This is a genomic window from Pseudoalteromonas sp. SR45-4 (assembly GCF_014163535.1).
GTDB classification, from domain to species: domain Bacteria; phylum Pseudomonadota; class Gammaproteobacteria; order Enterobacterales; family Alteromonadaceae; genus Pseudoalteromonas; species Pseudoalteromonas nigrifaciens.
Genome location: NZ_JACJDO010000005.1, coordinates 13,566 through 35,441 on the forward strand (window position 1 = coordinate 13,566; position 21,876 = coordinate 35,441).

Here is a 21,876-nt window from a genome sequence, read left to right on the forward strand (position 1 = left end):
TTTGGTTAAAGCGTCTTTTTTAAGTCGATAAAATTTACTAACGCACCTAAACCGTGCTTCCTTGAAAATTTCTCTTTTGAAAAGCCATTAGCTTTATAGTTTAGTTCAGAGGTCATTATCTCTTGCAATGCGTCGATAATTGATTGCTCATTATTAGAAGCCCACCAGACCGCAGGATAATCTTTAGTCACCTCGTGGATATTACCAGTTTGAGCTTCCCCATTTGTAATTATCAAAACTGGCAACCCTAAGCCAATGTAATCAAATATCTTAGTTGTCGACTCAAATGCCATGCCTGAGGCTAAAATTAATCCGATATCAGCACCCTTTGCATACCCTACAGCATCAGAGTATGAAACCAACCCAGTACAAGTTACACCTTTGTGATTATCCAAACCTTCTAATGGCTTACCTATATGCAATATATCAAACGCAAAACCTAAAGCTTTATTTGAAGTAAGTAAATTATCTATATTTCGATCTACAGCAAAACTCCCTAAATATACTATTGTTTTTTTTGAATTATTACCGACAGTGATCTTTTTAGTCGTATTGTTTAAGCTTTTTTCGTCATAGCCGTTATCAATAATTTCTATAATTTCTTGCTGCCTACTACAGAGTAATTTTTTACAACCTTCATTCATAACAATAATTTTGTCGGCAAACTCACAAAAAAAGTACTCAAATAAAACCAACATTTTACGCTTGAGTTTTACTGAGAGAGCCGTGCTCGCGTTACGTTCATTTTTAGCGAAAGGATCTCTAAAGTCTAAAACAATTTTGCACCCCATTGTTTTCTTCAATATCCTAGCTATAAAAAAATGAAGAAATGGATTCCCAGTAATAACAACAACATCGTACTTTTTTTTATTTTTTGAAAAATGTTTTTTTAAATCATAAAACCATGTTGCTCCTAAATCGCTTTTAAACAAGTGGCCTAGAAGTCCGGTTCTTGAATTTGCTACATGAAAAATATTATCTACTCTCGAAACTTCTTTGATATGTTGCTCTGATGCAGTGATGACATCTACTTCAACATCAACATGCTCTTTTATATTTTTCGCCCAGTAGCTAACACGTTGAGCTGCAACAGTCTTTTCCGGGGAAAAATAATAGGATATAAAAAGTATTTTTTTCATGGACGTTCCTTCAGCTTTTTACATGGACTGCCTGCTGCAATGCACATTTCTGGAATATTTTTTGTAACAACAGAACCAGAACCTAAAACGGTCCCATAACCAACATTTGCCATGATTACTACATTAGCTCCTACCCAATTATCTCCTTTTAATTCTACACAATGAATGATACCTTTTTGTTTCCAAATTGGGACATCTCTATTATCAAATGAATGTTGCTTAGAGCCACTTAAAATATGCACATGTTGAGCAGTAATAATATCATCACCTAAATTGGCTAGGCCTACTGTATTATATGCTCCAAACCTAACATTATTGCCGATTACTGTGTTTACATTGGTTACCAAGCATCCAAAAGAAAATATTACATTTTCACCAAGGCTTTTTAAGTGTTTCTTATAAAACGTATATCTAACTTTATTGCCTAACTTATAAGGAATTTGGCTAATTCTGATAGCAACAGTTTCAAACCCGACTAACTTTGTTAATAAAGAAAAAAACAAAACTAACACCGATACGTATAAATGCACAAATAACTTTATTACCACTTTCATTGGCTCTACTTACTTTTAAGATTCTTTAATAATTTAAACCACCACTGATTATAATCAGACTTAAAGTCAGTATGTTTCCGCGGCTTGCTCTTCATTATTTCTTGCCATTCACTTATAGAAAAGCCCAATTTTTTTATAAAGTATTCAGTGTCTTCTGGTAACTCATCTTTATTATAAGGCGAGATTTCCATTTCACGTTGAGCGTCGTCTCTAGTCATTTGTCCAGATGCAATTAAATTTGATAAATGAGCTCGTCGTTTATCGAAACCAAACTTCGCTGGTAAATAATAAGATTGAAAAAATTTTGTAAATCGAGATTCAAAATGCTTACCCCCATAATCTTTCCAACCAAGATTATCAGTAATAAACCGTTTCACTTCTTCTTTATTGTAGGGAACATAGTTTAAAATTCTGAATGACTGCAACTTCTTAAAGTACCTATAATAGATAACTTTCTTAAACAATGATAACTTGGGGTAATTTTTTAACTTAACTTCACCAAATTTATTATGTATATCAATTAAATTATCTAAGTCGCCGCTGTCATAACCCCAAGAAGGAGGCAATATAAATTCAGTTACATTATTATGACCACTTATCATGTACTGAATACTATATTTAGCTGCAATATTATAAACCCCTGCCACAAAAGCATGATCTTGTGGTACGTCACAATTAGGAACAGAAGCTTTAAAATAAGCTCTCTGTAAATCTCGTACTTCTTTCCAATTAACAACAATTGTTTCTAAATCAATGCCAAGTTTATTTGTAGCTGACTCAATGTTTTTTACAGCAATTTCAGAATTCCAACCTGCATCAATGTGCACAGCGAGCGGTTTTAATCCGTATTTTTTTGCTAAATAGGCAACATAAGTTGAATCAACGCCACCACTCATTCCGACGATACAATCATACTCACCTTTGCTTGAAGCTTTTATTTTTTTTACGGTATCGAGAAGATAGTCATTTGCTTCTTTCCCATCAATTGACTTATTCATCAATTCAGAAAAACCATTACAATAATGACATACCCCTTTATCATCAAATGTAATACCCGAGTCTGATGTGTCTAAAATACATTTTGTACAAATTTGATATTCTTTTCGCATGAGTCTTCTTATTTAAAAAGTTCTAATAATTTTGAATAGTCTGGGTAATTTACTAATACTGCGTCACGCTTACCGTGGTAAACAAATAAGCTACCGGCTGCTACTGCTGAAGCTCCAAAGTCTTTAACGGCAATTCGCATGTCTTCTAAACAGCCAGCACCACCACAAACAGTTATAGGAACAGTTACTAGTTCTGAAAGAGATCTAATGTTCTCTCCATCGTAACCATTTTTCATACCATCACGATCTACAAAGTTTAAAAAGATTTCACCCGCACCAGCATTAACTAATTCTTTGCAATAGTCACTCAAGTCAATTTTAAGCAGCTTCTTATTGCTAGGATCATATAAACAAGACCTCTTAAATATATCTTTTTTAATATTAATTGTAGCTACAACACTTTGGTTGCCATATTGTGATGCGATATCGGTAATCAACTTTTTATCATGTATTGCATTGCTACCAATAATGACTTTTTCAACACCTAAATTAAATAAGATCGACGCCTGTTTTAATGAAGTAATGCCACCACCATAAGAAAATGGCATAAAACACTCGTTCGTAATTGTTTTAATTAATTCATAATCAGGCTCACTTTTATTTGGTGACGCATCAATATCTAAAAAGATTAATTCATCAACTTCCTTTTCATTCAATATCTTAACTACATTTATGGGATCACCTATGTATCTGGGCTTTTTAAACTTTTTCGTTTTAACTATTCCGCCTTCTTGCAACAGCAAACAAGGTATAACACGCGTACTTAACATTTAGTTGGTGCCTTTATAGTTCACAAAGTTTTTAAACAATTGAATGCCAAAGCGATGACTTTTTTCTGGGTGAAATTGACACCCTATTACATTCCCTCGTTGAAAGGCAGAGACAAATTCATGGCCGTAGTTAGTGCTACATAAAATATCTTTATTATCCGAACAACTCACATAATATGAATGAACAAAATAAAATCTAGACTCAGTTGGAAGGCTTTCTAGTAAAAAGCTATGCTTTTTAGGATTGACTACATTCCATCCCATATGTGGGACCCTAAGACCTTGTTGATTTGGAAATAAAGACGCCTTCCCAGGAACTAAGCCTAAACCTGAGATTTCACCTTCTGCACTCCCTTCTGTCAGCAGCTGCATTCCAAGGCAAATCCCCATAAGAAGTGAATCATCTCGAGCTACTAACGTTTTTAACGCATCCGAAATACCAAGATCATTTAACCTCTTCATTCCATGATCAAATGAACCCACTCCTGGTAATAGTACTTTATTAGCTGCTGCTATTTCATTAGGGTTACTAGAAAAAATAACTTTTTTCGCACCTACTTTTTTAAGCATATTGGCGACCGAACCTAAATTACCAATCCCATAATCGATAATGACAATTATATCTTCGCTAGAATGATTCAACTACTTGCCCTCAGTTTCGACATTAAATACCTGAACCCAAATAGACAAACAAATTATACGCCATGCAAAACCTTCATACCTGCTATTCCCAAGAATTATATTTTCAGCTTTTTCAAAAGCAGCAAAATTTACTACTGCACTCAGATTTAACTTAGCTGATTCTAGTAACTCTAAAAACAATGCTTGGTTATCTGACATCCAATTTTCTTCCGGTGTTGCAAAACCAATTTTACTAATTCGCTCATATACTGTTTTTGGTAGTATTCCCTTGAGCGACTCCCTTAATAAAAACTTTGTTTTTCCTTCTTTAATTTTTAATTCAGAAGGACAAGATAAAATATACTCTACTAATCTATAATCCAGGAATGGAGCCCTACTTTCGACTGAATGAGCCATTGAATCACGGTCGCACCAGTGTAACTGCATGGGTACACTTGTATTGAATAATTCGTAATTTGATTCATCAAGTATTGAAAAGTGAATTTTACTTACCTCAATTGAATCTTTAGAAACTTTCCACCAATCATTACCTTTCTCATTAGTAAAAATAGCTGATTTAAACAAAAACAATAATGTTTTTACAACTCTCAACCCATTATAGTTATGAAGCTTTTTCAGAGCTTTCACTTCTTTGAAAAAGCTAAATATCTTGCCAGACTTTAACAGCTCAATAAGATAAACAAAGAAAAACCTGTGATAGCCTGCTAAAGTTTCATCAGCACCATGTCCATCTAATGTAACTTTAACATTTTTACTTCTAGCTAACTTAAAAACAGACCACTCAGCAAATATACTTGTAGTACCAAATGGCTCATCTTGATGCCAAACAACTTCCTCTAACATCGATCTCTTATCTGGACATATCAACTCAACAAAATGAGGTTCAGCTGTAATCGTTTCTAACACATCATTTATATAATTTCGTTCATCATATTTTTTCACTTCAGTGTAGGCTGAAAATGTTTTTTGCAAGTCATCTTTTCCTTGCCCTTTCAATACTGCATTAATTTCACAAGCTATAGAAGATGAATCCATACCACCTGATAGCCCTGTCCCTAACGGCACATCAGCTTGTAAGCGCAAGCGTACAGAGTCTTTAAATAACTTATGAAACTTAGTTGTTGCTTCTTTTAATTTATCTTTTACTCTTGCTTGCGGCCTGACATACCATTTAGATATAATCAGATTATTTACTTCATTCAAATCAATCTTAAATTTATGCCCAGGAGGTACTTGATGCACTCCAGCGAATAAAGTCTGCGATGTATGATCTGTTTGTCCATATTGCAAAAAGTCATAAACTCTAGCCGTATTCATTTTTGATTTCCAATGCGGTAAAGTCGTAAACTGTTTGATTTCCGATGCCAATGCGAGTGAACCGGCAGTTTTCCAGTAATATAATGGCTTTACACCAAAGCGATCTCTGGCACCAAATACACAACGAAGTTCGGTGTCTAGTATTTGGAATGCAAACATACCATTGAACTTTTCAAGACAAGATTCTCCCCATTCAATATATGCTTTTAATAAAACCTCAGTATCACAGTGAGAGTTGAATGTATGACCTAACACTACCAACTCTTCTTTTAGTTCATGATGATTGTAAATTTCACCATTAAAAGCAATCACGTAGCGCTTGTCATCACTTACCATTGGTTGAAATCCTGAGTCAGATAAATCAACTATCGCAAGACGACGATGACCAATCAATACACTGAACTTATCATTCAAAATGTCACTGTTGTCACCTACTCCACTCGAGCTTTTCATTATGTGGCTGACTTTGTTTTTAGTATCAAAAAGGTAAAAACCCTCCCCATCAGGCCCCCGATGAGAAATAGCATCGTTCATTTTTACTAAATCTTTAAATTCTAATCCAGTTGTTGAATAAAGCGCAGAAAAGCCACACATATACCTATAATTCCCTAATAATACGAGCGGGAGTTCCCGCTATAACCACATTCCCAGCTGGGAACGATTTTGTTACTACTGAATTTGCACCGACAACAGTATTTGGCCCTAATCTAACTTTTGGCAAAACAACGACTCCAGCACCCAACCAACAATTTTCGCCTATTGAAATGGGGCCACTTCTCTCTGAGTTTTCTAATCTGTAATCCCTCAAATCATGATCAGAAGTAACCATAATAACGTTAAATGACCAAATTGTTTTGGCGCCTATTGATATGCCATGAGTTGCTTGAAAATAGCAACCACCACTGACAGCTAGACTTTTTTTTACCTCTATACAATTATCTTGTATTATAAATTTACTAGGAGCTATTAATCTGCTTGAGTAGTTTTTACTGTATTTACAAGCATCGATTCTGAAAACATTTTGAAATAGAAAGTTTATCAAGCAAACTCCAAACCCTATTGAGCGAGTAAACAGATACCATTTAAATATGTATGTTCCTTTAAGCATATACTTAATTTTTTGCATTTAATTGAGCCCTTTTTATACCAAATACTACCGCAACCAAAACGGTTGCATAATAAGCAACATTGATTAACGTATAAGTTTTAATAAAGTCACTTTCATCAATAAACTCGAGCAGTACAGAAGCCAAAGTGAGTATCCCTAAAAACAAAATACTTATCATCATCAATAAGTCTGATTTATCATAAGCAACAAAATAATATGACAAGGGTGAAATTACAAAACTTAAAAATATAAATGGAGACATTAAAGCTGCATATACTCCAGCAATACGCCATTCCACACCAAAAATAAATGAGAATATTTCTTCACCAAATAAATAAATAAATGCAAAACAGGGAAAAGATAAAGTTAAGAAAAAAATATTTTTTATAATAAAGGTAAGCATTGCCTTATCTGAAATAGACATTGCAGAGAATCGCTTATAAATAACTTGTCCTATAGCCTTATTAACTAAAGTCACTGGCAACATAACCATTCTATAGGCCAACCCAAATAAACCAGCAGCTTCTAACCCAAAATTTTTAAGTATAAAAAAAAGAGGGAAGTTTATGATTAATATATTAATAACATTAGAAGGGGTGTTAAATATAACTAACTGTTTATGTTTTCGAAAAGCCGCAAAAAAGCTTGTCTTTTTTAATGATAGTCTTTCTTTGTATATCTCAGCTTTATAAGATAGGTAGATAATTATCAATATTGTAGCAAGGGTGAAGCCAAAAACTAATCCATATTGAGTGTAACCAAAATAGAAAAATAGGTAGCTAAAAACAAATCTCAAGGCAACAAAAGATACCTGGGACGTAGCGTAAACGGAGAACTTTTCTTTTTTAGTTATAAATTGGTTTAATACTAAGTTAGTTGCTGAAAATAACACCCCTAAAAGAACGAGTTCTTTAATATCAAACAATTTATTAAAACCAATAAGTGTATAAAAAGTGCTTTCTAAATAAATTGTGATGCATAGTATTGAGAGCAAAAATATTGAAATTACAAGCATTAAACCTAATATACTTGATAATTCTCTAGCGCTTTTACTTTTTACAATAGCCATCTCTAAGCTTAAAAATATAAAAGCTGCAAGTGTTCCTGAGTAACTAATAAATGCAGTAAATACACCAAATTCCTCTGGAGAATATAGCCGAGTTAATACTGGTGTAAGTAATAGCGCCAAAACCTGAGCGAAAAGGGCGCTACCAACTAAAGTAAGAATATTTCTTACATACTTACTTTCAAACATTAAATATATGGATGCATAGGTAAGCTAAAAACACTCTTAGCTAATTTTGATGCTATAGGAAACACTTTATCAGCATAGTTTAATTGTTTAAAAGCAGTTTGCTGATGCATACAAGTACCATAATAAATCATGGTTGGTATACCTTGCTCTTTATATTTTGCCATTTCTGCGTCACGATTGTCAGAAACCAATGTATATTGTGCCCAAGAGCTAATATAGCCTTCAGGTACTTGAGGTGTTTTATATTTACCTACTAACGTTTTTTCGTAATTGTCAGCAGCCTTATTACGATTAACAAGTTCAGTGGGGAACTCTGCTAACTTTTCAAGTAATATTGCAGCTTGAATTGTATCTAGTCGAGAGTTCATACCAATGCGAACATTGTCATACTTGTCGCTACCTTTGCCATGCACACGATAGGATTTAATCAACTCAGCATATTCGTCATTATTGGTAAATATTGCACCACCGTCACCATAACAACCCAGTGGTTTAGCAGGGAAAAAGCTTGTTGTTGCTATATCACCAAAACTACCTGCTTGCTTACCATTAATACTGCCGCCAAAGCCTTGCGCGGCATCTTCAACTAATTTTAAATTGTATTTATCAGCAACTTTTTGGATTTCAGGATAATTGGCAGGTAAACCAAATAAATCAACAGCTATAATTGCTTTTGGAATTAGCTTGCCTTCGGCAATTGTTGCTTGAATACGCTTTTCAAGATCGATAGGGCAAATATTAAAAGTAGCCTCGTCTGAATCAACAAATACCGGTGTTGCTCCTTCGTAAGCAATAACCTCTGCAGTCGCAAAAAAAGTAAACGTTGGGCAAAATACTGCATCGCCTTTTTCAATGTTAAGCACCATCATGGCAAGCGTTAGAGCATCAGTACCATTAGCACATGTAATTGCGTGTTTTACACCTACGTACTCGGCTAACTTCTCTTCTAGTTCATGCACCTCAGGGCCCATAATATATTTACCATGATCCAATACACCTTGAATACGCTTATCTATTTTTGTTTTTAGGTGCTGGTACTGCGCAGCTAAGTCTATAAATTGCATTTAGTAATTACTCGTTAATTAAAGTCAGTGTTGAACCTAATAGTTGATAGGTATCGCCTGTATGCTTGCATTTTTCAGTGCCTGCACCACTAATTGGTAACCCAAGCTGCTCGCCATATTTACTGATCCAACCAATCTGCTTGGCAGGTACGCCCACCACAAGGGCAAATGCAGGTACATTTTTATTTATGACAGCACCAGCACCAATAAGCGAATATTCACCAATGGTTACACCACACACAATTGTACAGTTAGCGCCTAATGTTGCACCTTTTTTAACTAGCGTGTCGCGGTATTCAGTTTTTCGCTCAATAAAAGAACGTGGATTATATACGTTAGTAAAAACCATACTTGGACCACAAAAAACATCATCTTCAATATGCACATTATCGTAAACAGATACGTTATTTTGTACTTTAACGTTATTACCGATTGTCACTTTATTACCGACAAATACGTTCTGCCCTAAAGAGCAACCTTCACCTATTAGCGCCCCGCTACACACGTGTACAAAATGCCAAACACGCGTGTTATTGCCTATTTTAGCTCCATCATCAACAATGGCGCTTTCATGCACATGGTAATTCATAACTACAATACCTTCGATAGTGACGGGTGAGCTTTATTACCAGCTTCAACAATTGACATTTCACGAATTTTTTCAACTGTTTCAATAGCAACTCTATTTTCGTCAATTCCAAAGCCGTTACCAGCTAATATATTTTGATAGCTTTGAGTATGCAAATCGGTAAAGCCGCCTGAAAACTCAAGCTCTTCGGTATTATTTCCATCATTAATGGTAATACTACGGTAAGTGAGTTTTTCACCCTTAACCGCATTTTCAGGTAGATTATTAGCATCAATTGACAGAAACCATTTCACACGTGCTCGTTCGTACTCAAGGTAACCACTAGACGTTTTTTCATCCCTAAAATGGACTTCGTTATGCTTAAGCTCACCGAAAATAAAGTGCAGCATATCGTAAAAATGCACACCGATATTTGTCGCTACACCTCCTGATTTATGGTCAAATCCTTTCCAAGACTTCATGTACCATTTACCGCGCGATGTCATATACGTTAAATCCACATCAAATACTTTATCTGCTGGCGCTACGGCTACTTTTTCTTTAAGCGCGATAATAGAAGGGTGTAATCTTAATTGCAGAATAGAATTTACGCTTGCGCCATACTTTTCTTCATATTCTTTAAGAATATCCATGTCTTCAGAGTGAAGTACTAAAGGCTTTTCACAAATTACATCAATACCATTTTTTAATGCATATTTCATGTGAGGTGCATGCAAATAATTAGGACTACAAATAGCAATATAGTCTAACTTTTGCCCTTTCATTGCACAGTCTTCAACATACGCTGTAAAGTCTTCAAATTCAGTAAAAAACTCGGCGTCAGGGAAATGGCTATCCATAATCCCGACTGAATCGTTAATATCCATTGCGACTAAAAGATTGTGGCCTGTTTCTTTTATTGCTTTTAAGTGACGAGGTGCTATGTAACCTGATGCACCAATTAATGCGAAATTTTTCATTTTAAATCCTTTGTTACAATCTGATGTCTGAATCTTTAGAGCCAAATACATGCTTTACATCATATAAAACATGCTTTTGTTTACCTAGTTTACGAATGGCATCACTACCCATTTCTTTAAACTCACTGTGGTCTACAGCTAATATAATACCATCGTAGTGATTTTCTTTTAGCTCATTTACTAATACTAGGTCATACTCATGCTCTACTTCTGCAGCATTTGCCCAGCCGTCATAAACATCAACGCTCATGTTGAAATCTTTTAACTCTTTAACAATGTCGATAATTTTTGTATTACGTACGTCTGGGCAGTCACCTTTAAAAGTAAAACCAAGTACGAGTACCTTTGCTTCATCAACATGTATTTTTTGACTTGATATTTTTTTCACTAATTGAGTTGCAACGTATTCGCCCATACCATCGTTAATACGACGACCAGCTAAAATCACCTCAGGGCGATAACCTACTTCTTGCGCTTTATGCGTAAGATAGTATGGATCAACACTAATACAGTGCCCGCCAACTAAACCTGGCTTAAATTTTAGGAAGTTCCACTTTGTACCTGCAGCATTTAACACCTCTTCTGTGTCGATACCCAATCGGTTAAATATTTTTGCGAACTCATTAACAATCGCAATATTTAAATCTCGTTGGGTGTTTTCAATTACTTTCGCAGCTTCGGCTACTTTTATAGAGCCTGCTAAATGTGTGCCTGCAGTAATTATCGAACCATAAAGATTATTTACAAACTCGCCTATTTCAGGGGTCGAACCCGAGGTGATTTTCATTATTTTTGTTAACGTATTCACCTTGTCGCCTGGATTGATACGCTCTGGCGAATAGCCTGCAAAAAAATCTTGGTTAAATACTAAGCCTGACACTTTTTCAATAATTGGCAAACAAACTTCTTCAGTCGCACCTGGGTACACTGTTGACTCATAAATAACAACATCACCTTTTTTAACAAACTCACCAAGCAATTCAGATGCTTTACGAAGCGGTGTTAAGTCTGGCGCATTACCTTCGTCTATCGGGGTTGGTACCGTTACAATATATACATTACAGTTAGTTAGCTCTTGTTTGTCGCAAGAAAAGTTTAACTGCTTAATATCTTTAAGCTCTAAATCACTAACTTCTAACGTAGCATCATGCCCAGCGCTTAACTCATCTACTCGCTTTTGGTTTATATCAAAACCTAAAACAGGATATTTTTTCCCAAATTCTACAGCTAGCGGTAAACCTACGTAACCCAAACCGATTACACCTATTTTAATTTTTTCACATGGTATGTACATTTAATTTTCTCTTAAACTTTGAAAGCTTTTATTTAATATACTTTGAAATCTACACTTTAATCTTTTTTGTAGAAATAGCGCAATAATACATACATAACACCTAAAGCAGCCCCTAATATAAAACCCAAAATACATATTAAGGCTCGTTTAGGTTTTGCTTTTTGCTCTGCAACTATTGCGGGATCAATAGTTTTAAACACATACTCATCACGTGCATTAGCGAACATCTGTGTTTTAGTTTGCTCTTCAATTAAGCCGTATAAAACTGCTCGTATGTCTGCGACTTTAGTTTGTTCAATTTGTTCAGTTAAAAATGAGGTACTTCTTTGAGCCTCATTAATATCACGCTTTTTCATCTCTAAGTTAATATCTTTAATAAGCCAATCAACCCAGTTTCTAGCTATTATTGGAGACAAGTGTTCAATAGAAATAGTAACTAATGAAGTTTCTTGGGAGACATTAACTTTCATAATGTTTGAAAAATTATTATAAGCCTCTTGCATTGATGGTTCGGCACTTAGAGGAGGTTTGACATCACGTAACCAAGTCTGACTCTGTGAATCATAAACCTCTGGATTATAACCCAAAATGTTAGTACTTCTGTCCCAAGATTTTACAGCCATTAAATCTGGTAAAATTTGATGGCCGTCTATAAACTCGGTAATAAATTTACGAGACTTAAGTATTTCAAGTGCCATTTGAGTTTTATCAACCCCGCCGCCAGCACCTAAACTAACACCAGCCAAACTTGCTAAGCCACCTAATTGACCAGCAATCCCTGTAGCTTTATTTTGTTCAGCTGGTGCCAATAATGCTTCAGATTTATAAATATTAGGAAGATTAATAGCGTAAAAAACTGATGCCACAGCAAATAAAGTAGTTATTACAATAATAGACCATTTACCTTGCCAAATAGCTGCAAATAATTCTCGTAGATCGATTTCGTCATCAGCGGCTGCTAGCTCATTTTCTTTTTTTTGGTTGTCTAAATAGTTTTCCATGTAAATCTCAGGCTCACTCTGCACGGCATAAAACCCCGCCTATTTGAATACATGCGCGATGTAAAATCCCGCCTACGAACAAGCGCGGCGTAAAGCCGCGCATGATTATTAAATACCGCTTATAGCAGCGACTGCTACACCTAATTGGTAAAGAATTTGCGTTGCGGTGCTCCACAGAGTAAGTTTATCCATATGGCCTGCATCCATTGGCACTACTATGGTATCCCCTGGCTCTAACTTATCTGAGCTATTAGCGGAAAACCACCCACCCGTATTAGGTATTTTTACAGAGCCATTAGCTTTAATTATATAAATGCGGTCGTCATCGGCGCGCTCTTTTAAACCACCACTAAGCCTTATGTATTCATTTACATCTACACCAGCCTGGTATAAATGCGTAGTTGAGTAGTTAACCTCACCCACTACGCTAATAGAGTCGCGTTTACTAGGTACATATAACGTGTCGCCATCTTGTAGTACTAGGTTTTGTTTATTATTTACTATAAGAGGCAGGTCAATAACCAAACGCCCTACAGCTTCCACATCGGCTAGGTCGTTAAGTAACTTGTTCATTTCGTCATAAGAAAGCGTATTACCGCTTACCGAGTTTTGAAAGCTTCTTGAGGCTATATCACGTCGAAGTTCAGTTGCTAAACGTGTTAACTGCTGTTGTTCTTGCTGCTTAACCGACTGGCGAATAAACACTGCAGCTTTTTGCTCTGCAAACGGTGAAAAACCACCGGCACGCTTTAATAAGTCAGTTAATGTTTCACCGCGGCGAATAGTATAAGTTCCCGGAAACTTAAGCTCGCCATTAAGTGATACTTTCACGTTTTCTTGCCAATTAGGAATAGAAAATATGTTAACACTGTCTTTACTACGTAATGAAATATTACTTTTCGACTCACCTTTTAGTGCGTTGCCTAGGTCAAATTTTATATGTTCGATTCGCGATGCGTCATTTATATCAATGCGGGTAATTTCAGCTTGTTTGGTGTAACTGGATTCTAGCAAGCCGCCTGCTGCGGTTATTAAATCAAGCACTTCCCCATCTACCATTAAAGGATAAACACCGGGGTAGGTTACACTGCCGTTTATTTCTACCAACTGCATGGCATAATTAAGTGAGGCTTGCTGTTTTAATTTATTAATAATTGGCGCTAATAAATTATAACGACTGAATAGTGCGTAATCTTCAGGTTTTAACTCTTGATCTTCTTCTTTAGCTTTACGTTTTGAAATTTCGGCTAAAGTAAGTATTTTATTATTATCAAGTACAAGCTCTTCGCTCTCTTGATTAATACCTATGTATTTTTCAAACTCTTTTTGCTCATATTTATGCCATTGCTCTACTTTTTGCTGTTGCTCTTGCTGAGCCTGACTTAACGCCATGTTTTCGAGAGCTTTTTTTTCAATGTCTTTTTCTTCAAAACGACTAAACACTATTATTTTGTCGTTTGCTTTTAGTGCTAAATCGTTCTCACTATTTTTAATAATAGCTTGAGCTACGTCAAACTGGTGAATTTCAATATCGCCATTTATGTTAATTTCACGAACGATTAATGCATAACTTAAATCGGCTTGCGGTAATAAGTCACCACGTACCGACTTAAGTACATCAGAAACACGCTTACCTTGATACCACTGGTAGTTACCAGGGCGGGCAACAGCACCAATTAAACTAATTGAATTTTTATATTGCGCGCTAATAGAATTAACGTGAATACGATCGCCATCTTGCGGAATGTAGTTAATTTGCTGATCCGAAAAATCAACTGATAGCACTGTTTTTCGTTGTTGCTCGAAGCGTTCTACTATTACATTTTTTGCATAAGCATTCGGCTTTAAACCACCTGCCATATTTAATAACTGCTTAGCTGTTTCACCTTTTTTAAGCTCAAAAATAGCAGGGCGCTTTACTAAGCCATCTACTGTTATTTGTGCCCCAACCGAAGGTATAAATACTACATCACCTGGTTTCAATACAATATCGTTACTACTATCACCATTAATAAGCAGCTCATATAGATCAAAGTTAGTAATTACTTTACCCGCACGCTTTACTTGAATGTTGCGTAGTGAGGCAATGTCAGACACACCACCACTTACAAATAACGCGTGCGATACTGTAGTAAGCGACGATACGCTATAGCTACCTGGCTTATAGGCTTCGCCTAATACCATTATGCGCATACTACGTAGCTGACCAAGTGACACAAAAGCTTTAACGCCAATTATTTCTTGTTCTACTTTAACTTTTATTAGATCTTTAACCTCACCAAAAGTTAAACCCGCTACTTGTACTGGGCTTAAATCAGGAATATTTATACGGCCTTCGCGATCAACTATCACTTCAAAACTGTTGCTTTCTTTGCCATAAAAGTTAATAAGTAGTTGGTCTCCTCTCCCTACCAAGTAGGTATCGGGTACTGCTGCGGTTTCGCTAGGCATAAATGTGGTGGGTTCACCTGCAAAAAGCTCATAACCAAAGGGTTTAATTTCATTTACCTCTGGTTTAAAGCGCTCTTCGTCAGTTAGTTTTTTGTCTTCTTTTTCTGGGCGTTCACCAATTGTTGATTGTTGTTCAGCATTATTATTTTTTGATGAAGTAGCAGTACCAGTAATAATTGATAAATCAACCCCATACTGCTTAGCCAGAGCCTCTTGTTGAGACTTTGGGAGTTTTTTAAATTGCTCTAATTGTGAGGCTGTTGGCGTAAATGCCAACGCACTAAAGCTACACATTAATATGAAAGCACTAAAAAGGTGTTTAAAAACGTTCACAAGTAGGTATTTCCCTAAGTCTACAACAAGAATTGCTGCGTATGATACATGATTTAAATACAAATAAAAAAGGGACATTAGCCCCTTTTGTCACTTAAATGTCATTATATTAGTTTTATTGGTTAAAAGCTGTAAACCAGCGTTAATGAGGTCTCTGTATCTGTGCTTTCTTTATCATCGGCAACGTCTGAGTTGTTGATGATATTGTATGCAACCTTCATTTGTAATGAGCCATTTATTTTAGCAAGTAGTGCGGTTTCTGAGCGCGTTTTAGTGTTAGTGTCGCCGTATTCTACTGCTACTAATTGTGTAAAACGTGCGTTATCAGAAATTTGCCAGTTGTAATCAAGCTTACCTAAGGCAATAATTTCGCCTTCAAACTCACCCGCAAGTGAATTACCGTTGTCGTCAACTTCGCTGCTTTCGTCAGGGTATTTAAAACGTTTATAACCTGGGCCTACTTCAGCATTTAACCACATACTGTCTTCATTAATTAAACGCATACCGTAACCGGCAGATACTACCGACTCACTTCTGTAGGCACCAAAGTAGTCTGAAACGTGTGAACCATAAATGAATAAATGCGAGTGCTTTTCATTTAATTTGTAATTGCCTTGAGCAGAAATAGCATACTTTTCGTTGGTACGTTGTTTGTTTTTAGTACCGTCGTCGTTTTCTACTTCGTCTTCTTTGTAAATACCGTCAAGTTTGTACTCATTATTCCAACGCTCTAGGTGATGTAATACCTTAATGCCACCTTTAAGTGTGGTGGTTTCGGTGTTACCGCTAGTAATTATAGCGCCTAGCTCACTAGTAACTTCCCAAGTTTTTTGCTCAACTTGCTCAGCGTCGTCTGCAAATGCGTTAGTTGCTGCTGTTGCTGCAACTAAAATTGATAAAAGCTTTAGTTTCATTAAAAATAACCTTTGTATAGCTGTAAGTAAATTAATCTTGTTTGCGTAAATGTACATCCATTTGAGGGGCTGGAATATTGATCCCTTGCTCATCAAATATAATTTTAATTTCTTCGAGTAAACTCCAGTACGTAGGCCAATAATCGGCTGACTCAACCCACGGGCGAACTATAAAGTTTACGCTTGATTCAGCCAGTTCAGATACTGATACATTATAAGCTGGATCTTTTAAAATACGTGGCTCGTTATCAAGTATTGATTTAAGCACTTCTTTAGCTTTGCGTAAGTCGGCGTCGTAATCTACACGAATTACTAAATCTATACGGCGTGTTGACTCGCGTGAATAGTTAACGATTGCATCTGACATGATTTTTGAATTTGGCATTATGATAACTTTGTTATCTGGGGTGCGCAGCTCCGTTGAAAATATTTCTATTTTTTTAATGGTGCCGGCTTTATTACCTGCCTCTACGTAGTCGCCCGATTTAAAAGGGCGCAGTAAAATAATTAGCACGCCCGATGCAAAGTTAGAAAGCGAGCCTTGTAGTGCTAAACCTACGGCTAAACCCGCAGCACCTAAAATAGCGATAAATGAAGTTGTTTCGATACCTATTTGCGACAGCGCCATTAAAATAGTCGCCATAAATACTATGGCAAATACAATGCTAGAAACAAATGAGCCTACTGCTTTGTCTACTTTCTTTTTGTCGAATGCTTTTTCGGTTAAGTTTGCACAAAACTTTGCAATTCGCCCACCTAATAAAAAGATCACCAGCGCTATTACTGCTTGAATACCATAATGTAAAATTAGGCCGGAGTTTTCGTTAAGCCAATTGAGTACCGATTCCATTTTTATCCCTAGAGGTAGTTCATCTGATTTTATCGGCAAATTATATATCATTTACATTTTAGATTCATTAGATAATGGGTTTGTATAAATGAGTTTTAACCCAGTTACTTATTAAAGCAATCGTTAAGCTGACTGCTTTTCGTGCAAAATACACACTAAACACACTGTTTTACTCTTTTTTTAATTTTTTTCACTTTTTTGCTTCACAACTTTTAATACTTTATGTATTATGCGCCTCACACCAACCAAGGTGTGTTGTGGCGGTTGTAGCTCAGTTGGTAGAGCCCCGGATTGTGATTCCGGTTGTCGCGGGTTCAAGCCCCGTCAATCGCCCCAATTTTTCTTTCCTCAAGAAAAATCAAAAATCAAAAATCAAAAAAGTATTAATCCTTTAAGTTGTTTATCCAGTTTTTATATTTTATTAAAGCCGCTCTTTCCACTGTTCAATAAGGAGTGGTTTTGAAAATAAATAGCCTTGAAATAAGTTGCAGCCGCGTTGTTTTAAGTAATTAAATTGCGCGGTTTCTTCAACGCCTTCGGCAACACTATTTACACCTAAAGCACTGGCCATATCTATAATCATATTGACTATTGTTTTACTGGAACTATCCTCGTTATCCATAATGCCATCAACAAAGTATTTATCTATTTTAAGCTCTGAAATAGGCAGCTCTTTTAAATAACTTAAACTTGAATACCCTGTTCCAAAATCATCAATTGAAAACCTAAAGCCCATTTGATTAAGCTCGATCATAGTGTCTTTTACCAGGTCGATGTCTGACACTAAGGTAGTTTCAGTCAGTTCAATAATTAAGTGCTGTGGCAACACTTGCCATTTTTGCACGCTAGCTAATAACTTCTCTTTAAAGTCTGATGCCACTATTTGCTTGGCGCTTATATTTACTGCAATACAGGTGCTTTTACCTGACAGAGAAACTTGATGTAATAGCTTACATACGCTATCAATCACCCAATCGCCAATTTTAATAATGGCCTCACTTTCTTCGGCAATAGGTATAAATTCCGCAGGGCTTATTACGCCTAATTCCTCAGAATGCCAACGTAATAACGCCTCTGAAGAATGAAAAGTATTTTCATTAATATACTGCGGCTGAAGCGCGAGTTTTAGTTCGTTGCTTTTATCCACGTTAATCAGCAAATAGCGGATTTTATTGGTGCGTTCGTAGCGTTTTAATGCATCTAAATCGGCAAAATAATAACCAAAAGGCGCTAGTTTTTTTGCTTGCTTTAAAGAATACTCTAATTTATTGAATAGTGAGTCGTAAGAGTCTTTTTTTGCATTGATAATGGTGCTACCCAAAGAGGCACTTAATACCACTTCAAAATCATTGATTTTATGTGAAAAGTTTTTCAAGGCTAATATTTTAGAGTCGATTATTGGTTGTTGTAGCTCTAAATCACTTAAGCTGTGGTTGGGGTAAGTACTAATTATTAAAAAGGAATCAACTCCACTTTTATACAGCTTGTACTCTCCTTCAACGGCTTTAGAAAGCTTTTGGGCTGCTAAAATAAGTGCTTCGTTGCCAGCCTCAATTCCGTATTTAAAGTTAAATTGCGCTAACTTATCTATATCTAATAACGCAGCATAAATATAACCATCATTTAAACTGGCACTTTGCAGTAAACTTCTGCATTCACGCTCAAACCAGCGTTTATTTTTTAAACCGGTAATAGGATCTGAATAAGCTAAGTTATAAATGGTATCTTGCGCTTCAAGTTTTTCACTTATGTCTCTTACTACACCAATATATTCAACATGTTCACCTCTTGGTGCCTTTGTAAGCGACAACTCTATTTGAAAAATAGTACCGTCGCATTTACGAGCTGGGAGTTGCCTTCCCACTCCAATAATTTTAGCTTCCCCTGTTTGCTCATAATTTCGCATATAAGAATGATGCTTTGAGGCATAGGGCTCTGGCATTAAGTTATTGATTGATAAGCCTAACATTTTATTATCATCGTAGCCAAACATAGTGAGTGCTGTTTTATTACAATGAACAATAATGCCTTTTTGATTAATGGTAATAACCGCATCGTTAAGGTTATCTAAAATAGCCTCAAGGCGGCTTTTTTTATCCTCTACTTTAGCTTTTAAATCGTACTCTAAGGTAACGTCCTCAAACGCACCTTGAGCGGCAATTAAATCATTGTTGCTATCGAAAACAGGTTGCCCGCTAGTACGCACCCATTTTTTTCGCCCTTGTGCATCTACAAACTCAAAGTCTTCACAGTAAGGCAGCCCTTGTGTTTGTAGCCGCTCAAATAGCTGGCTTATTCGCGCTTGTTCTTTTTTACTAGCATAATGAGCAATAGCCTGAGTCGTATTTATTTTAGTATTAGTAGTAAGCGCATAAATTTTGTAAACTTCAGGCGAAAAATATAATTCATCAGTTAAAACTGTATATTGCCAACTCCCCACTTTTGCCATACTTTCAACTGCATCAGTCAGCAGCTTTTGCGAACTTGATTTATTCTCTAAGAAACATTTTTGTATGTAAACACTGGTATAGTTAGCAAAACTTAACAGGGTTGATTTATAAGATTCTAAATTTTGATGCGCATTAAAATACAGGCCCACTAATACACCTGTTAGTAAGCCCTCATCATTTAAAATAGCAGCCCCAATATAGGCATTGGCATTGATTGCCTGTAACAGTTTGTTTTCAGGGTAACTTTGCTGTAAATCATGAGTAATAAAGCAAATACTTTGGGTTAAAAGGGGCTCACACGGCGAACCTTCAAGGCTGTAAGAAAAGTTTTCAACCACCTCGGCATTACATAAAACTAACTGCGTAGTGGCTAATTTATCTTCATCAACGGAGGCAATAAATAAATAATCGGCTTTTATTTCTTGCTGCAAAGCACTCAATTGTGCACTTAAATTTGCGCATTGAGAATACGGTGCATCATAGGCTGCGCCTATATCGGAGTGTTTGCTGTCCTTGCTCACGTTATTAACCTACTTTAAAAGAAAGACCTAGGGACGCCAATGCCTTAGAGTGCTTTTCGATTGCATCAGACTCAGCACCTACACTATGTGCTTGGGCCAGATTATCTGACGATGCGCTGCTAATATTAGAAATATTACGACTAATTTCTTGCGATACCATACTTTGCTCTTCTGCCACGGTAGATATTTGCGTTGCTAAATCTGAAATATCAGTAATTGCAGCGTATACTTTTGAGACGATATCTTGGGTGTTACGGGTTTCTTTCACACAGCTCTCTGCCGCATTTTTACCCGCTTCCATGGTTTTTGACCAGTTAAGTAACGTAGATTGCATTTCAGAAATAGAGACTTGAATTTGCTCTGTGGCAGTATGTGTTCTGCTTGAAAGTGCACGCACTTCGTCAGCAACAACTGAGAACCCTCTACCGTGCTCACCGGCTCGCGCAGCCTCAATAGCTGCATTAAGTGCAAGTAAATTTGTTTGATCGGCAATCCCTTGTATCTCTTGCATTATATCACCAATTTTTTCAGCCTCTGTTGCTAATTCGGTTGCTGAACTTGCGGAGTTATCCACCTCATTGGCGAGTAACGATACCTCCTGCATGGTACCTGACATCGCTTTTGTTGCGCTTTCGCAGTCTTGGTGAGCTTGTTTAACGCGCTGATTAGTGACTAAAGTATTTTTAGCTACTTCATCTATTGAGTGCACCATTTCTTCAACCGCTGAGGATACTTGATGCAATTCGGATGCTTCTTTTTCAACGCCGGCCTGTGCAGCCTCAGCACAAATTTTGAGTGAGTCTGCACCTTTACTTAAGCTTAAGGTACCATCAATAATACGCCCTACTATTGTAGTGACTTTTCCTTCGAGTAATTTAATTTGAAAATCAGCAAAACTAAATATATTACTGCCCGAAAACACATGGCGGGAGATACTGTCTGACTCAGTTTTTCTTTTTTTAAGGTATCGCTGCGATAAAACGAGCTGATCATAATAAATAACAAATGGCAGAGGAATAAACAGCAAAATAAACCACAGTGAATAACTAGCTAACCAAGCAAAAAGTGCACTAAAGCATAAATATAGAGGGAGTTTGAGTGCCGACAGATTATGAGTAAATGTATTTATAGACTTGCCACTATTAATACGCTTATACAGATTTTCTGCGCTGTTTAAGTACTCAGGTAATAGTCGGCGCCTAACAGATTGATAGCCTATTTTTTTTCCATTTTCATAAATTGGCGTTACAAATGCGTCAACCCAGTAGTATTGACCATTTTTACATCTGTTTTTAATTGCACCTCGCCAAGCAATATCATTTTTTAAATTAGACCATAAATCGGCAAACGCAGCTTTGGGCATATCAGGGTGGCGCACCATACTATGGTTATTACCTACTAGCTCGTCTAATGTATATCCAGCAACTTTACAAAAGTTATCATTTGCGTAAGTTATAACTCCTTGCAAGTCTGTAGTAGAGAGTAGTTCTTCATCAATACCAAAAGTAACTTCCTGATCGACTATCGCTTGTTTTTGCTGACTCATTTGAATGATA

18 protein-coding genes and 1 tRNA gene are annotated in these 21,876 nt (G+C 36.3%); 1 reads left to right on the plus strand and 18 read right to left on the minus strand.

Annotated elements, in window-relative coordinates:
- Positions 1-5: 5 nt before the first annotated feature.
- The 16 genes from H5058_RS03655 to H5058_RS03730 all read right to left on the minus strand — a co-directional run bounded on the left by H5058_RS03655 (position 6) and on the right by H5058_RS03730 (position 17,349).
- Entirely contained in the window at positions 6-1,139 is a 1,134-nt protein-coding gene (locus H5058_RS03655) for a glycosyltransferase (protein ID WP_182676900.1), read from the minus strand.
- Positions 1,136-1,693 (minus strand): acyltransferase, encoded by a 558-nt coding sequence (locus H5058_RS03660; RefSeq protein WP_182676903.1) that lies wholly within the window; start codon positions 1,691-1,693, stop codon positions 1,136-1,138. Before H5058_RS03660 ends, H5058_RS03655 begins: the two co-directional genes overlap by 4 nt.
- A 5-nt stretch (positions 1,694-1,698) precedes the next feature.
- The gene (locus H5058_RS03665) at positions 1,699-2,802 is read right to left on the minus strand and encodes an N-acetyl sugar amidotransferase (protein WP_182676905.1); all 1,104 of its coding nucleotides are present in this window, start codon (positions 2,800-2,802) and stop codon (positions 1,699-1,701) included.
- An 8-nt stretch (positions 2,803-2,810) separates the two neighbouring features.
- Positions 2,811-3,572 (minus strand): AglZ/HisF2 family acetamidino modification protein, encoded by a 762-nt coding sequence (locus H5058_RS03670; protein ID WP_182676907.1) that lies wholly within the window; start codon positions 3,570-3,572, stop codon positions 2,811-2,813.
- Positions 3,573-4,214, minus strand: a complete 642-nt coding sequence (gene hisH / locus H5058_RS03675; RefSeq protein ID WP_220485784.1) for an imidazole glycerol phosphate synthase subunit HisH — start codon at positions 4,212-4,214, stop codon at positions 3,573-3,575.
- Positions 4,215-6,125: an asparagine synthase (glutamine-hydrolyzing) gene (gene asnB / locus H5058_RS03680; protein ID WP_182676909.1), complete on the minus strand. Its 1,911-nt coding sequence runs from the start codon at positions 6,123-6,125 to the stop codon at positions 4,215-4,217. It lies immediately after the preceding gene.
- A 4-nt stretch (positions 6,126-6,129) separates the two neighbouring features.
- Positions 6,130-6,657: a DapH/DapD/GlmU-related protein gene (locus H5058_RS03685; protein ID WP_182676910.1), complete on the minus strand. Its 528-nt coding sequence runs from the start codon at positions 6,655-6,657 to the stop codon at positions 6,130-6,132.
- Positions 6,644-7,894: an oligosaccharide flippase family protein gene (locus H5058_RS03690; RefSeq protein ID WP_182676912.1), complete on the minus strand. Its 1,251-nt coding sequence runs from the start codon at positions 7,892-7,894 to the stop codon at positions 6,644-6,646. Before H5058_RS03690 ends, H5058_RS03685 begins: the two co-directional genes overlap by 14 nt.
- A complete protein-coding gene (locus H5058_RS03695; protein WP_182676914.1) occupies positions 7,894-8,958 on the minus strand; it encodes a DegT/DnrJ/EryC1/StrS aminotransferase family protein in 1,065 nt (354 codons plus the stop codon). Before H5058_RS03695 ends, H5058_RS03690 begins: the two co-directional genes overlap by 1 nt.
- Positions 8,959-8,965: 7 nt before the next feature.
- Positions 8,966-9,547 (minus strand): acyltransferase, encoded by a 582-nt coding sequence (locus H5058_RS03700; protein ID WP_182676916.1) that lies wholly within the window; start codon positions 9,545-9,547, stop codon positions 8,966-8,968.
- Positions 9,548-9,549: 2 nt separating this feature from the next.
- Entirely contained in the window at positions 9,550-10,506 is a 957-nt protein-coding gene (locus H5058_RS03705) for a Gfo/Idh/MocA family protein (RefSeq protein WP_182676918.1), read from the minus strand.
- A 13-nt stretch (positions 10,507-10,519) separates the two neighbouring features.
- Positions 10,520-11,800 (minus strand): Vi polysaccharide biosynthesis UDP-N-acetylglucosamine C-6 dehydrogenase TviB, encoded by a 1,281-nt coding sequence (gene tviB, locus H5058_RS03710; RefSeq protein WP_182676919.1) that lies wholly within the window; start codon positions 11,798-11,800, stop codon positions 10,520-10,522.
- 56 nt (positions 11,801-11,856) lie between these two features.
- Positions 11,857-12,801, minus strand: coding sequence for a Wzz/FepE/Etk N-terminal domain-containing protein (locus H5058_RS03715; protein WP_182676921.1), 945 nt, complete (start codon positions 12,799-12,801; stop codon positions 11,857-11,859).
- 108 nt (positions 12,802-12,909) lie between these two features.
- The gene (locus tag H5058_RS03720; protein ID WP_182676923.1) at positions 12,910-15,585 is read right to left on the minus strand and encodes an SLBB domain-containing protein; all 2,676 of its coding nucleotides are present in this window, start codon (positions 15,583-15,585) and stop codon (positions 12,910-12,912) included.
- Positions 15,586-15,707: 122 nt separating this feature from the next.
- The gene (locus tag H5058_RS03725) at positions 15,708-16,499 is read right to left on the minus strand and encodes a YdiY family protein (RefSeq protein ID WP_182676926.1); all 792 of its coding nucleotides are present in this window, start codon (positions 16,497-16,499) and stop codon (positions 15,708-15,710) included.
- A gap of 31 nt (positions 16,500-16,530) precedes the next feature.
- The gene (locus H5058_RS03730) at positions 16,531-17,349 is read right to left on the minus strand and encodes a mechanosensitive ion channel family protein (protein WP_182676928.1); all 819 of its coding nucleotides are present in this window, start codon (positions 17,347-17,349) and stop codon (positions 16,531-16,533) included.
- Between the two features lie 260 nt (positions 17,350-17,609).
- Here H5058_RS03730 and H5058_RS03735 point away from each other — a divergent pair.
- Positions 17,610-17,685, plus strand: a tRNA-His gene (locus tag H5058_RS03735).
- A gap of 85 nt (positions 17,686-17,770) precedes the next feature.
- Here the strand turns inward: H5058_RS03735 and H5058_RS03740 are convergent.
- Complete coding sequence (locus H5058_RS03740; RefSeq protein ID WP_182676930.1) at positions 17,771-20,320, minus strand: GGDEF domain-containing phosphodiesterase; 2,550 nt, start codon at positions 20,318-20,320, stop codon at positions 17,771-17,773.
- Positions 20,321-20,324: 4 nt separating this feature from the next.
- A complete protein-coding gene (locus H5058_RS03745; protein ID WP_182676932.1) occupies positions 20,325-21,866 on the minus strand; it encodes a PAS domain-containing methyl-accepting chemotaxis protein in 1,542 nt (513 codons plus the stop codon).
- Positions 21,867-21,876 lie beyond the last annotated feature (10 nt).

Bases quoted from the DNA above. Each gene is read 5' to 3' on its own strand.
- H5058_RS03655 (WP_182676900.1), bottom strand. From the start codon at position 1,139: ATGAAAAAAATACTTTTTATATCCTATTATTTTTCCCCGGAAAAGACT.
- H5058_RS03660 (WP_182676903.1), bottom strand. From the start codon at position 1,693: ATGAAAGTGGTAATAAAGTTATTTGTGCATTTATACGTATCGGTGTTA.
- H5058_RS03665 (WP_182676905.1), bottom strand. From the start codon at position 2,802: ATGCGAAAAGAATATCAAATTTGTACAAAATGTATTTTAGACACATCA.
- H5058_RS03670 (WP_182676907.1), bottom strand. From the start codon at position 3,572: ATGTTAAGTACGCGTGTTATACCTTGTTTGCTGTTGCAAGAAGGCGGA.
- asnB (WP_182676909.1), bottom strand. From the start codon at position 6,125: ATGTGTGGCTTTTCTGCGCTTTATTCAACAACTGGATTAGAATTTAAA.
- H5058_RS03685 (WP_182676910.1), bottom strand. From the start codon at position 6,657: ATGCAAAAAATTAAGTATATGCTTAAAGGAACATACATATTTAAATGG.
- H5058_RS03690 (WP_182676912.1), bottom strand. From the start codon at position 7,894: ATGTTTGAAAGTAAGTATGTAAGAAATATTCTTACTTTAGTTGGTAGC.
- H5058_RS03695 (WP_182676914.1), bottom strand. From the start codon at position 8,958: ATGCAATTTATAGACTTAGCTGCGCAGTACCAGCACCTAAAAACAAAA.
- H5058_RS03700 (WP_182676916.1), bottom strand. From the start codon at position 9,547: ATGAATTACCATGTGCATGAAAGCGCCATTGTTGATGATGGAGCTAAA.
- H5058_RS03705 (WP_182676918.1), bottom strand. From the start codon at position 10,506: ATGAAAAATTTCGCATTAATTGGTGCATCAGGTTACATAGCACCTCGT.
- tviB (WP_182676919.1), bottom strand. From the start codon at position 11,800: ATGTACATACCATGTGAAAAAATTAAAATAGGTGTAATCGGTTTGGGT.
- H5058_RS03715 (WP_182676921.1), bottom strand. From the start codon at position 12,801: ATGGAAAACTATTTAGACAACCAAAAAAAAGAAAATGAGCTAGCAGCC.
- H5058_RS03725 (WP_182676926.1), bottom strand. From the start codon at position 16,499: ATGAAACTAAAGCTTTTATCAATTTTAGTTGCAGCAACAGCAGCAACT.
- H5058_RS03730 (WP_182676928.1), bottom strand. From the start codon at position 17,349: ATGGAATCGGTACTCAATTGGCTTAACGAAAACTCCGGCCTAATTTTA.
- H5058_RS03745 (WP_182676932.1), bottom strand. From the start codon at position 21,866: ATGAGTCAGCAAAAACAAGCGATAGTCGATCAGGAAGTTACTTTTGGT.